Origin of the sequence: Metabacillus indicus, assembly GCF_046603695.1 — a bacterium.
In the GTDB taxonomy this organism is placed as follows: Bacteria; Bacillota; Bacilli; order Bacillales; family Bacillaceae; genus Bacillus_P; species Bacillus_P indicus.
Window position 1 is genome coordinate 452,786 of record NZ_CP176757.1, and the last position, 12,962, is coordinate 465,747.

The window sequence follows — 12,962 nt, forward strand, 5'->3', positions numbered from 1 at the left end:
AGGAAAGGAATTTTGCGCTTTTTGTCGAATACAACCATACTATATAAAAAATAATTGGGGAAATTGCGATGCTTGCAGAGAAACTTATGCTTCATATCTTGATTGTGCTGGTTCCGGTCCTGATTTATTCTGTCTTTTTTGAAAACAGGCGGATGGTCACTTCTCCTTACTTTTCAGGAATTCTATACGGAGCAGCATCTTTTTTGTGCATGATTTTTTCATACTATGAATATGGGCTTTACTGGGATCTGCGCTATGTTCCCATGGTGCTTGCGATGCTGTACGGCGGACCGGGTGCAGGTCTTATCTCATTCGGGTTTATTCTGGCCGCAAGAACATATCTCGGAGGAGATGCTCTTTGGTTCGGCTATTTGAGCGCAAGTCTTTCCCTGATTGTTCCTTTCTTATTTTCAAAGCGCTTCAGAAAATATAAGCCCAGAAAAAGAGTGCAGTTATCCATCATTATCGGCTTTTGGCCAACCATGATCCAGCTGTCCATTCTGCTTGCCTATTTGCTCGCAAGCACCATGGAAACCGGAAACGAGCTTTTCATTTATGTATTTATCTTTGGCTTCCTCCAGGTGATGGCGATTGGGGTATCCTCAAAGGTGCTTGAAGCGGGAATTGAACGCAAGATGATGAAGCATGAAATGATCCGTACGGAAAAATTAACGACGATAGGCGAACTGGCTGCATCAATCGCACATGAAGTCAGAAACCCGCTGACAGTTGTGAAAGGGTTCCTGCAGCTGATGGGCAAAAATCAAAAAAATGATGAACAGTACATGCACCTGATCATGAGTGAACTTGGAAGGGCCGAGAGTATTCTTACCGACTACCTGAATTTCGCTAAACCAAAGCTTAAGCAAATCGAAGAATTTCAGCTTTCAGAACTGATTATGGAAGTCGTCCGGCTGCTGCACCCTCTGGCAGCTAAGCGAGGTGTCATGCTTTCCCATCAGCTGAAGCCGGGCCTTTATATCGAAACAGACCGAAGCCAGCTGAAGCAGGCGCTGGTTAATCTCCAAAAAAATGCGATTGAAGCCACACCGGCAGGCGGCAGCGTACGGGTTCAGCTATACTCAAAAAATATGAGCGCCTTCACCGTGATTACGGATACAGGGAAGGGAATGAACGCTGAGCAGCTGTCAAAGATCGGGACTGTTTTTTATACAACAAAAGACGATGGCACCGGCCTTGGAACCACGGTGTCAATCCGCATCATTGAAACAATGAAAGGCAGGGTCGCCTATAAGAGTGAAGTTGGTCTTGGAACCGAGGTCACGATGATTCTGCCGCTGAAGTACATAAAGAGCAAATAGAGCCCCGCTTGGCGCGCAAGCGGGGCAAAAACAGGTCAAAAGATATTTAAAAATTCTGAATAAAGCACTTATAATAGAGCTTGTACATAAAAGAGGGGGCGGGTAATAATGAAAGCGCTTAAGTCAATTTTAATCTGGGGGATCGTTTCTGCTCTCGGGGCTGCAGGATTCGGTGTCATTGCCCTCAGCCAGGGAGAAAGCATCAATGCCATTTGGCTGCTTGTGGCAGCGGTTTGTTCATACGCTGTCGCCTACCGGTTTTACAGCAGATTTATCGCAAAAAAAGTGTTTGAGCTTGATGATAACCGCGAAACACCAGCAGAAACGCATAATGATGGAAAAGATTATGTGCCGACAAACAAATGGGTGCTGTTTGGCCACCATTTTGCGGCGATTGCCGGAGCAGGTCCGCTTGTAGGACCGATTCTTGCCGCGCAAATGGGGTACTTACCCGGAACAATCTGGATCATCGTCGGGGTTATTCTTGCCGGAGCTGTCCAGGACTTTATCATCCTGTTCGGATCCATGCGCCGAAAAGGAAAATCATTAGGGGAAATGATTAAAGAAGAAATTGGCCCAATAACGGGTATTATTGCGATGGTTGGAATTCTTGGTATTATGATTATTCTTTTAGCTGTTCTTGCCCTCGTTGTTGTAAAAGCGCTCGTTGGAAGTCCATGGGGCATGTTTACGATAGCAGCCACCATTCCAATCGCCATTTTCATGGGAATTTATATGAGATATATTCGTCCCGGAAGAGTAGGGGAAGGGTCTATTATCGGAGTGATCCTGCTGCTGCTGTCGATCTACTACGGCCAGCATGTGGCAGAAACGCCGGAGCTTGCCAAGATGTTTACATTCAGCGGTGAAACAATCGCCATTCTTATGATCGCATACGGGTTCATTGCCTCAGTTCTTCCTGTTTGGCTCCTGCTTGCACCGAGGGACTACCTCAGCACGTTTTTAAAGATTGGCACCATCCTGGGCCTTGCTGTGGGAATTATTGTTGTGGCGCCTGATCTGCAGATGCCGTCCGTGACGCCTTTCATAGATGGCACAGGGCCTGTCTTTGCCGGGAATCTGTTTCCTTTCCTGTTTATTACCATCGCATGCGGAGCTGTCTCCGGTTTCCATGCACTCGTTTCTTCAGGAACGACTCCGAAAATGATAGAAAGAGAGTCACACGCCCGTCCAATCGGCTACGGTGCCATGCTGACCGAGTCATTTGTAGCCGTTATGGCCATGATTGCCGCATGTGTGCTGACACCGGGTATTTATTTTGCCATCAACAGTCCGCCTGCTTTAATTGGCACAGACGCCGTTCAGGCTGCATCGGTTGTTTCAAGCTGGGGATTCACGATCACGCCTGATGATTTAACCGGACTTGCTGATGATGTGGGAGAAGAGACCGTCCTCTCAAGAACAGGCGGTGCGCCGACTCTTGCCATTGGCATGGCCTATATTTTTTCAGAAGTCATCGGCGGCAAAGCGCTTATGGCCTTCTGGTATCATTTTGCCATTCTGTTTGAAGCCTTGTTTATCCTGACAACTATAGATGCAGGAACCCGAGTCGGCAGATTTATGATTCAGGATCTCCTTGGACATGTGTATAAGCCGCTTGCAAAAACGGATTTCCTGCCTGCCAACATTTTAGCTACAGCCCTGTGCGTGCTTGGCTGGGGATATTTCCTTTATCAAGGTGTCATAGACCCGCTAGGGGGAATTAATACGCTGTGGCCGCTGTTTGGAATTGCAAACCAGATGCTTGCCGGAATTGCGCTGCTTCTTGGCACAACGATCCTGTTCAAAATGGGCAAGAAAGCATATGTGTGGGTTACGCTTATTCCGACTACATGGATCCTCATTGTGACCATGACAGCGGGATGGCAAAAGCTCTTTCACGAAAATCCAAAAATCGGTTTCCTTTCCCATGCGGAACTGTTCAAAGGGGCACTGGATAAAGGCGAGGTGCTGGCGCCTGCTGCAAATGCAAACCAGATGAAGCAGGTACTGATCAACGATTACGTTGACGCAGCCCTTTGTGCCATCTTTATGATTGTTGTCATTGCTGTCCTGATCGCTGCTGTCCGCATCTGGATACAGGTACTGACAAATAAAAAAACGACCCTCCATGAGGCGCCGTATATTACAAGGTCTGATGGAGGAGTGAGCACCCATGTTTAAAAAACTGACGGAAATTCTGGCCCTGCGAAAACAGTTTATAAGCTTACTTGCAGGGGTTCCAAGCTATGAAAAATACGTAGAGCACATGACAAAGCATCATCCCGATCAGCCGGTTCAATCGAGGAAAGAATTCTTCTGTGAAGCGCAGGACGCACGCTACAATGCAAAGGGAGGAAAAGTGTCGCGCTGCTGCTAATGGAATACGTGCCGTTCATCTTCGTGATGGGCGGTTTTTTCATTCATAGCTGTGCTAAACAGGCGCTTCCGCGGGGTTAAGAACACAAAGTAGAAGGTGAGTCTGAAGGAAAGTGCGATTAGGCGGAGTTAAGAGCACAAAGTGAAGCGTGAGCCTGGAGGAAAGTGCGCTTAAGCTGGGTTAAGAGCACAATGTGGAGGGGGAACCTGGAGAAAAGTGCGCTATAGCAGGTTTAAGAGCACAAAGTGAAGCGTGAGCCTAGAGGAAAGTGCGCTATAGCAGGTTTAAGAGCACAAAGTGGAGGGGGAACCTAGAGGAAAGTGCGCTATAGCAGGTTTAAGAGCACAAAGTGGAGGGGGAACCTGGAGGAAAATGCGCCATAGCAGGTTTAAGAGCACTATGTACAGTACTCCACAGTCAAAACAAAACAGGCGCTTCCGCTTTTCTCTATGTCCAGCTACAGCGCCTAGATCCTCTGTCAGAACAAAATCCCCCGAAAAGTCAAAACCGGACTTTACGAGTGATTTCTTATCTGCCTGTCGGAGCTAAACGGGCGCTTCCGCTTTTCGAGTGATAAAATAATATCAGGTGATAAAAATGAGAGAAATCCGAATTTCAGTCCGGTCTCTTGCTGAGTATGTTTTTCGGGCAGGCAGCATTGATGCCCGTTTTCGGACATCAGCGACGATGACAGAAGGGACGAAAGCCCATCAGGCCATTCAGAAAACATATGGTGAGCTCGACCAGAGCGAAGTCATGCTGAAAACGAGTTTAGCCCATAAAGACATTGTGTTCCTGCTTGAAGGAAGATGCGACGGCCTGCTGCTGTCAGAGAAAATTCCCGTCATTGATGAAATTAAATCAACTTCACGGGAGCTTTCAGAGATAGAAGAAGACGCGTATCCCGTGCACTGGGCACAGGCTAAATGCTATGCATACATGCTTGCCGAAGACCGCGGACTCCAAGCTGTATGTGTTCAGCTGACATATGTCAGTGTGAAGTCAGGGGAACAGGTCCGCTTCAGAAAAACGTTTTCTGCCGTAGAATTGAGCTCGTTTATTGACGGTTTAATCAGCAGCTATCATCCGTATGCCGAGGCAAGAGCGGAGCATCTGGAAAAAAGGAACGTGTCCATACAGGCATTGAAATTTCCTTTTGAAACATACAGAGAGGGCCAAAGAAAGCTTGCCGGCACGGTGTACAAAGCCATTGATGATAAAACGGATCTGTTTGCACAGGCTTCAACGGGAATCGGAAAAACCATCTCCACTGTCTTTCCTGCTGTAAAAGCAATAGGCGAAGGCAAGCTCAATACGTTTTATTATTTAACAGCCAAAACAATTACCCGAAAGGCAGCAGAGGACACTCTGGCTTTTATGGAGGGGAATATCCTTCACTTGAACAGCGTAACGATTACTGCTAAAGACAAGGTCTGTTTAAAAGAAGAAACCCGGTGCCAAAAAGAGTACTGCGAGTTTGCGAATGGCTATTATGACAGAATTAATAGAGCTGTTCTCGACATTCTTAAAAGTGAAACAAGGATGACTGCCGATGTCATTCAACACTACGCACAAAAGCATACAGTGTGTCCGTTTGAATTTTCTCTGGACCTTTCAAATACGGCAGATGCCATCATCTGTGACTATAATTATGTGTTTGATCCGCGCGTTTCGCTCAAACGGTTTTTTGATGAGCAGAAAAGAGGGACGGCACTCCTGATCGATGAAGCGCACAATCTCGTTGACAGGGGGAGGGCCATGTTCTCGGCTACTCTGAACAAATCCGATTTTCTGCAGCTGAAACGGGAGTTTAAAGCGGGAAATACAGGAATCTTTCAATCTGCCAAAAAAATAAATGATTACTTTATCGCACAAAAGAAGCAGCCAGAGCAGCTGATGAAGGATAGACCGGAAGAACTGCTTGAAATGCTGCAGCCCTTTTCAGAAGAAGCAGAAAGAGAGCTGCTGTCTGGGAATGCCTCAGAACTTCTGCTCGATGTTTATTTTCAGGTACAGGCTTTTCTTAAGATTTCGAATCTGTATGATGAACGCTTTGTAACGACGGCAGAAGCAGATAATAAAGATTTGATCATAAAGCTTGTATGCCTTGATCCGTCTTTTCTGCTGCAGCAGGTGAAAAAACCGTACCGTTCAAGCATCCATTTCTCTGCGACGCTCTCTCCGCTTTCTTTTTATATGGATATGCTGGGGGGCACATCAGAAGATTATCAGGTGAAAATTCCGTCGCCGTTTGCAAAGGAGAATCTTGAAGTCTATATCATGCCGGTCTCCACAAGATATCACGACAGGGGACGAAGCCGTATGCCCATTTCGGTGATGATGAAACAGCTGCTTGAGGAGCGGCACGGGAACTATCTGGTATTTTTCCCTTCCTATGCCTACATGAAAGAAGTTTACGAGACGTTTGAGGAGCTGGATCTTCCTATTAAAACGATGCTGCAGCACGCACACATGACAGAAGCGGAACGTGAAGCATTTTTGCACGCTTTTCAGGAAGACAGCAGCGAAACGCTAATTGGGTTCGCCGTTATGGGAGGCATTTTTTCAGAGGGAGTGGATTTAATCGGCAACCGGCTGAACGGAGTGATTGTGGTCGGTGTCGGCCTGCCGCAGATCGGGTTTGAGCGGAATGTCATGAAGGAGTATTTTCAGCAGTCAGGCAGAAATGGCTTTGATTATGCCTACGCTTATCCGGGGATGAACAAAGTTCTTCAGGCAGGCGGAAGACTGATCAGGTCTGAGGAGGATACCGGCACCATCGTGCTTGTAGATGACCGGTTTTTAACTGAGAAATACCAGGCTCTCTTGCCTGATGAATGGAGCAGCTTTTATCTTTTGGACAAGCCTTTTATATAGGAAAGAAAGATGCACATGCAGACGGGTGCATCTTTTTTCTGTGCTGAAAGGTTCAGTGTCTCCTAGTCTCATTCTCTCATCTTTCCAAAAACGGCAGGAATCTGACGTAAATTTACAAAAACATCATAAATAGTTAATAATTTCATAGTATTCTCTTTTGGTAATCCATTATGAAGGAGGAAAAAACGTTGCTTAAAAATAAGCCTGCCATTTTACTGATGAAGCTTGTCATGCTGCTTGCCCTGTTCATTCCTGTTCTCCAGACGACTCCATCCCAGGTTCATGCTGCAGACGGTTCACTGACAAATCCATACTCGGTAGCAGAAGCAAATGCCAATCAAAACGGTACGGTCAAATCGGTCAAAGGTTATGTTGTTGGACAGCCGACTGGGACAAATACAGTCATCACAAGCAATTATCCGAACGATTATGCACTTGCACTTGCTGATTCCCCAACAGAAACAAGCACGTCCAAAATGATTTACGTGCAGATTCCGTCTTCTTTCCGCTCTCAATTTGGTCTGATGACGAATCCTTATTTAAAAGGAACGCAAATCAAAGTAACAGGAAAACTGGCCGCTTATTTTTCACACAGCGGTGTAATCAGCACAACTGCGATGGAGAAAATTTCAGGAGGCGGCACACAGCCTGATCCAGACCCAGATCCGGGTACGGAGCCATCCCCTTATGATGGTACGTACTATCAAACAGCAATCGGCAAAACGGGCTCTTCTTTAAAATCAGCTCTTCATAATATTATCGATGATCATAGAGAGCTCTCTTATGACAATGTTTGGGATGCCCTGAGAAATACAGATGAAGACCCGAATAACCCGAATAATGTCATTCTTCTGTATACAGGCCGCTCACAGAGTGAATTGACAAACGGCGGAAATGTAAACGACTGGAACAGAGAGCATGTCTGGGCGAAATCCCATGGCGATTTCGGAACGGTTATGGGCCCCGGAACAGATCTTCACCATCTGCGCCCTACTGATGTGAGTGTCAACAGTTCTAGAGGAAACAAAGACTTTGACATGGGCGGCACACAGCATTCGGAAGCACTTGGAAATTACACGGATTCTGATTCATGGGAACCGAGAGATGCTGTAAAAGGCGATGTAGCGAGGATGCTGTTTTACATGGCAGTCCGCTATGAGGGAGACAGCGGGGAATTGGACCTTGAGCTGAACAACAGCGTGAACAATGGAACAGCACCGTACCACGGGAAAATGTCAGTCCTGATTCAATGGCACAAGCAGGACCCGGTTGATGCCCGGGAAATGAGACGAAACGACATCATCTATAAAGACTATCAATATAACCGCAATCCATTTATTGATCATCCTGAATGGGTGGACGCTATTTGGAATTAATGATGAAAGCCTTCCCGGTTTACGGGAAGGTTATTTTCGTTTAAAGGAAACAGGTAGCCTGCTGCATATGTTTGACCTCCTGGTAAAAAAGGAAATAAACACCTATAAACCATGAATAAAGGAGACGGAGATATGCTTAAAGCTCTCTACTTGAATTGTTCCTTAAAGAAAGGAAGCGAGCCTTCAAACACCGAATCCCTCATGAGACAGTCTCAAAAGCATCTTGAAAACGAAGGAGTACAAACCGAAGAAATTAGGATTTCCGACTACAATCTTGCTTTTGGAATGGCGGAGGATCTGGGGCGCGGAGATGAGTGGCCGCTGATCCTGAAGAAAATTGCCGAGGCAGATATTGTGGTCATAGGAACGCCTCTCTGGCTTGGCGAAAAAAGCAGCATTGCAGCACTCGTCATGGAACGACTTTATGCATCGAGCAGTGAAACGAATGAAAAAGGCCAGTCTATTTATTATAATAAAGTAGGCGGTGTGGCTGTAACAGGAAATGAGGACGGCGCAAAAGAAGCGTCGCGCTCCATTCTCTACGGCCTTCAGCACATAGGCTTTTTAATCCCGCCGAATGCAGATGTATACTGGGTCGGCGAGGCAGGACCCGGACCCTCCTATATGGAAGCTGGAAAGGAAAATGCCTTTACAATCAAAAACACGAGAACGATGAGCATGAATCTTGTGCATCTTGCAAGGCTTTTGAATGAGCATCCGATTCCAGCGGCGGGAAATACCCTTTGACGGAGTGTGGGAAATGATTTGGAATGAGGCTATACAGCATGTGAGCCTGTCTGTAACAAATCTGCAGGCTGCAAAGCATTTTTATGAGAATGTCCTTTGTCTGACGGAAATCGACAGGCCTCCGTTTGACTCAGAGGGAGTCTGGTATAAAATCGGAAATCAGCAGCTTCACTTGCTGGTGGATGAAAACTCTCAGACCCTTAGAAAACAGCATAACCTAGTCTCGACAGAAGGTCACATGGCTCTTAGAATAGCAGATTTCCAGGCTGCTGTTGAATGGCTGACGAAGCATCATATCGAGTTCCGTGAAGATGTCAATGGAGTTAGCGGCTTTGACCAGATTTTCCTGAATGACCCGGACGGCAATCTGATTGAACTGAATGTAGAGCAAACAAGACAGGAAGAGGGCTGAATCAGCCTTCTTTTTTTGATGAAAGAACACCGCCATTCGACATTTCCGTGGAAATAATTAAAGGGTTTTGCTGATTTCTGTAGAAATCCTGAAAATGGAGGTGGAGAAGATGAAAGTTTATACAGCGCCCAAACTGACAGGATTATTTCTTGGGCCGGCCAGTTTTTTACTCTTATTTTTCCTAATACCCGACACAGAGCTTTCAGATGCTCCGCGTGCAGTTCTCGCAGTTACTTCATGGATTGCGATCTGGTGGATTACAGAGGCGATTCCGATACCGGCGGCTTCACTCATGCCGCTCATTTTGCTGCCGATTACAGGAGGGCTTGATATTGATTCCGCCGCAAAAGCATATGGGAATCCCACTGTCTTTATGTACATGGGCGGATTTATCATTGCCATAGCCATTGAAAAATGGAATCTTCACAAGAGAATTGCCCTTTATATCCTGAAACTCATTGGCACTCAAAGCCACCGGATTGTCCTTGGGATGATCCTTGCTACAGCATTTTTATCCATGTGGATCTCAAATGCTGCGACTGCCCTGATGATGCTTCCTGTTGCTCTTGCTCTTATTAAAGAAGTAAAGGCGAAGGAGATATTAAAAGGAGAGTCCCTTCACAAATTCAGTAAATCGATCCTCCTTTCAGTAGCGTACGCTGCATCGATTGGAGGTCTTGCGACACTTGTAGGTTCGGTGCCCAACGCAGTATTCGCAGCGATGTCACGGGAAATGCTCGATCGTGAAATTATGTTTTTTGAATGGTTCTTATTCGGGTTTCCGATTACGGTGATCCTGCTGGTCATCCTCTATTTCTATTTGACAAAGCTTCAATTCAAGGTGGATTTTGAAACCGGCAAGGAAACGGATTTTATTAAAAAAGACTTAAAAGCACTGGGCTCAATGAGTACAGAAGAAAGATGGGTCGGGGTCATCTTTTTGGCAACGGCTTTTCTGTGGATGTTTAAATTCATTCTGCCGTTTACTGTATCGGATACCGCTATAGCGATATTCGGCGCGCTTTTGCTTTTCTTGATTCCAAGCAAAAAAGGAGAAAGACTGCTTGAATGGAATGATATGAAGCAGCTGCCGTGGGGACTTCTTCTTCTGTTCGGAGGAGGGCTTTCTCTTGCAGAAGGTTTTTCTGCCTCGAAGCTGACGGAATGGATCGGCAGCAAGCTGAATTTATTGGAAGCGTTTCCGTACTTGCTGATTATTATTATTTTGACAGCCGCCATTTTGTTCATGACGGAAATCATGTCCAATACGGCTGTATCCAATATGATCATTCCGATCACTGTCGGACTTGGACTTGCGATTGGGGTTGAGCCGTACGGTCTGATGGCTGTTGCCGCGCTTGCTTCATCCTGTGCGTTCATGCTTCCGATCTCCACTCCTCCGAATGCCGCCGTGTTCGGTGCTGATGTGCTGAAGATATCGGATATGGTCCGGGCAGGCTTCTGGATGAATATTGTATGTATTGTCATCATCGTTTTAGGCGTCTATTTTTGGCTGCCGGTTGTTATTAAGTGAAGGAAAGGAGGGCGCAGCGGGCGTTCTCCTTTTTGCATGAAGCAAATCTGCTTTTTTTCTCCCTCGGGCTGCTGTACAATGAAAGGAATGAAATCTTGAATAAGGACGGAGTTTGGCATGAGCATTCTTTCTGTAGAGAATTTATATAAAACATACGGCGAAAAAACATTGTTTGATCACATTTCTTTTTCAATTGCTGAAAAACAGCGGATTGGTTTGATTGGAACGAATGGTACGGGAAAATCGACCCTGCTGAAATTCCTTGCGGGCGCTGAAACGGCTGAAGAAGGGAAACTGATTCATTCAAACTCGTTTCATATCGAGTATCTTCCGCAGCAGCCTGAACTTGAAGAAGAACTGTCTGTCCTGGAGCAAATCTATTACGGCGACTCTCAAATCATGAAAGTGATGCGCGAATATGAGCTTGCCCTGTCAGAACTTGAACAAAACCCTGAGGATGAGAAAAAGCAGTCCAGGCTGCTTGCTCTTCAGCAAAAGATGGATGAACATGATGCGTGGGAAGCAAATACGGTTGCCAAAACAGTTCTTACACGGCTTGGCATTTCTGATTTCGCAAAGCCGGTGCATCAGCTGTCCGGCGGCCAGAAGAAACGGGTGGCGATTGCAAAGGCACTCATCCAGCCTGCAGACCTGCTCATTCTTGATGAGCCTACCAACCATCTGGACAACGAAACGATTGAATGGCTGGAAGCTTTTTTGGCCCAGTATAAAGGATCAATTTTGCTTGTTACGCATGACCGCTACTTCTTAAATCGGGTGACAAATCAGATTTTTGAACTGGAATATGGAAAGCTGTACGTATACGAAGGAAATTATGAAGTATTTCTTGAGAAAAAGGCAGAGCGGGAGTTTAACGCAGAACAGTCTGAATCCAAGCGCCAGAACTTGCTTCGCAGGGAGCTCGCCTGGCTGAGAAGGGGAGCCAAAGCAAGAACAACAAAGCAAAAAGCCCGCATCGGACGTGCAGAAGAGCTTCAAAACCAAGAAGGGCCGGCCGCTAAGCAAAGTGTTGACTTTGCCATCGGGTCCACCCGTCTCGGCAAAAAAGTGATTGAGCTTCAGGAAGTGTCAAAATTATTCCAGGACAGAACTCTCATGAAGGATGTCAGCTATCTTGTTGTTCCCGGAGAAAGGCTTGGCATTATCGGGCCAAACGGAAGCGGAAAATCAACACTGCTGAATATCATTGCAGGACGAATTCAGCCTGACAGCGGAACAGTAGAAATTGGCGAGACGGTAAAAATCGGCTACTACACCCAGGATCATGAAGCGATGGATGAGGATCTTCGGGTAGTCGAATATATTAAGGAAGTCGCAGAAGTTGTTCAGACCGTAGACCACCAGACAATAACAGCCGAGCAAATGCTTGAGAGGTTCATGTTCCCGCGCTCTATGCAGTGGACATACATCCGAAAGCTCTCAGGCGGAGAACGCCGCAGACTGTACTTGCTGAAGGTCCTTATGCAGGAGCCGAACGTGCTGTTTCTGGATGAGCCGACAAATGACCTGGATACCCAAACCCTGAGCGTCCTTGAAGACTATCTCGACCAGTTTCCAGGTGTTGTCATAACCGTATCCCATGACCGCTACTTCCTCGACCGCGTGGTAGACCGTCTGCTTGTTTTTGAAGGAAACGGAACGGTCAGCAGATTCCAGGGAAGCTATACAGATTTCATGGATTCCCGTAAACAGGTAAAAGAACCTGAGAAAAAGGAAACTGCCAAATCTCAGGAAACCCTTCAGGCCCCGAAGCAGCGCAAAAAACTCTCCTACAAAGAACAGCAGGAGTGGGATGTCATTGAGGACAAAATTGCAGAGCTTGAGGAGAAAAATGAAGCACTTGAAGCCCAGATTGCCTCAAGCGGCAGCGACTACGGAAAAATCCAGCAGCTGATGGAACAGCAGCAGGCCGTCGAAGCTGAGCTTGAAGCCACAATGGAACGCTGGGAAGAGCTCTCCCTTATGGTAGAAGAAATTGAAAAAGCGAAGCAGTGAATGAAAAATGATGTCCCGGGGTTAAGAGCCGGGGCATTTTTTTATTGATGCGGAGTTGGTGGCACTTATCGGACGGATAAAAACCATCAATTCAAGGAAATCAGAGTTTGGTGGAACTTATCGGGCTTATAAAAACCATCAATTCAAGGAAATCAGAGTTTGGTGGTACTTATCGGGCTTATAAGAACCATCAATTCAAGGAAATCAGAGCTTGGTGGAACTTATCGGGCTTATAAGAACCATCAATTCAAGGGAATCAGAGCTTGGTGGTATCGGGCTTATAAGAACCATCAATTCA

Annotated in this window: 9 protein-coding genes; all 9 read left to right on the top strand. The window is 46.3% G+C overall.

The features are described from left to right. Positions 1 to 68 precede the first annotated feature (68 nt). The 9 genes from ACK1LH_RS02475 to ACK1LH_RS02515 all read left to right on the top strand — a co-directional run bounded on the left by ACK1LH_RS02475 (position 69) and on the right by ACK1LH_RS02515 (position 12,664). Complete coding sequence (locus ACK1LH_RS02475) at positions 69 to 1,322, top strand: ATP-binding protein (protein WP_411334386.1); 1,254 nt, start codon at positions 69 to 71, stop codon at positions 1,320 to 1,322. A 108-nt stretch (positions 1,323 to 1,430) separates the two neighbouring features. Next, entirely contained in the window at positions 1,431 to 3,506 is a 2,076-nt protein-coding gene (locus ACK1LH_RS02480; RefSeq protein ID WP_411334387.1) for a carbon starvation CstA family protein, read from the top strand. Then, the gene (locus ACK1LH_RS02485) at positions 3,499 to 3,702 is read left to right on the top strand and encodes a YbdD/YjiX family protein (RefSeq protein WP_029285770.1); all 204 of its coding nucleotides are present in this window, start codon (positions 3,499 to 3,501) and stop codon (positions 3,700 to 3,702) included. Before ACK1LH_RS02480 ends, ACK1LH_RS02485 begins: the two co-directional genes overlap by 8 nt. Positions 3,703 to 4,299: 597 nt before the next feature. Then, positions 4,300 to 6,579 (top strand): helicase C-terminal domain-containing protein, encoded by a 2,280-nt coding sequence (locus ACK1LH_RS02490; RefSeq protein ID WP_411334388.1) that lies wholly within the window; start codon positions 4,300 to 4,302, stop codon positions 6,577 to 6,579. Between the two features lie 218 nt (positions 6,580 to 6,797). Continuing rightward, positions 6,798 to 7,955, top strand: coding sequence for an endonuclease (locus tag ACK1LH_RS02495; protein WP_411335059.1), 1,158 nt, complete (start codon positions 6,798 to 6,800; stop codon positions 7,953 to 7,955). 132 nt (positions 7,956 to 8,087) lie between these two features. Further along, a complete protein-coding gene (locus tag ACK1LH_RS02500) occupies positions 8,088 to 8,702 on the top strand; it encodes a flavodoxin family protein (protein ID WP_029567151.1) in 615 nt (204 codons plus the stop codon). 13 nt (positions 8,703 to 8,715) lie between these two features. After that, positions 8,716 to 9,114: a VOC family protein gene (locus ACK1LH_RS02505; RefSeq protein ID WP_029285778.1), complete on the top strand. Its 399-nt coding sequence runs from the start codon at positions 8,716 to 8,718 to the stop codon at positions 9,112 to 9,114. 109 nt (positions 9,115 to 9,223) lie between these two features. Then, a complete protein-coding gene (locus ACK1LH_RS02510; protein WP_282034352.1) occupies positions 9,224 to 10,648 on the top strand; it encodes an SLC13 family permease in 1,425 nt (474 codons plus the stop codon). A 117-nt stretch (positions 10,649 to 10,765) separates the two neighbouring features. Beyond that, the gene (locus ACK1LH_RS02515; protein WP_411334389.1) at positions 10,766 to 12,664 is read left to right on the top strand and encodes an ABC-F family ATP-binding cassette domain-containing protein; all 1,899 of its coding nucleotides are present in this window, start codon (positions 10,766 to 10,768) and stop codon (positions 12,662 to 12,664) included. The last annotated feature ends 298 nt before the right edge of the window (positions 12,665 to 12,962 follow it).

Bases quoted from the DNA above. Each gene is read 5' to 3' on its own strand.
- ACK1LH_RS02475 (WP_411334386.1), top strand. From the start codon at position 69: ATGCTTGCAGAGAAACTTATGCTTCATATCTTGATTGTGCTGGTTCCG.
- ACK1LH_RS02480 (WP_411334387.1), top strand. From the start codon at position 1,431: ATGAAAGCGCTTAAGTCAATTTTAATCTGGGGGATCGTTTCTGCTCTC.
- ACK1LH_RS02485 (WP_029285770.1), top strand. From the start codon at position 3,499: ATGTTTAAAAAACTGACGGAAATTCTGGCCCTGCGAAAACAGTTTATA.
- ACK1LH_RS02490 (WP_411334388.1), top strand. From the start codon at position 4,300: ATGAGAGAAATCCGAATTTCAGTCCGGTCTCTTGCTGAGTATGTTTTT.
- ACK1LH_RS02495 (WP_411335059.1), top strand. From the start codon at position 6,798: ATGAAGCTTGTCATGCTGCTTGCCCTGTTCATTCCTGTTCTCCAGACG.
- ACK1LH_RS02500 (WP_029567151.1), top strand. From the start codon at position 8,088: ATGCTTAAAGCTCTCTACTTGAATTGTTCCTTAAAGAAAGGAAGCGAG.
- ACK1LH_RS02505 (WP_029285778.1), top strand. From the start codon at position 8,716: ATGATTTGGAATGAGGCTATACAGCATGTGAGCCTGTCTGTAACAAAT.
- ACK1LH_RS02510 (WP_282034352.1), top strand. From the start codon at position 9,224: ATGAAAGTTTATACAGCGCCCAAACTGACAGGATTATTTCTTGGGCCG.
- ACK1LH_RS02515 (WP_411334389.1), top strand. From the start codon at position 10,766: ATGAGCATTCTTTCTGTAGAGAATTTATATAAAACATACGGCGAAAAA.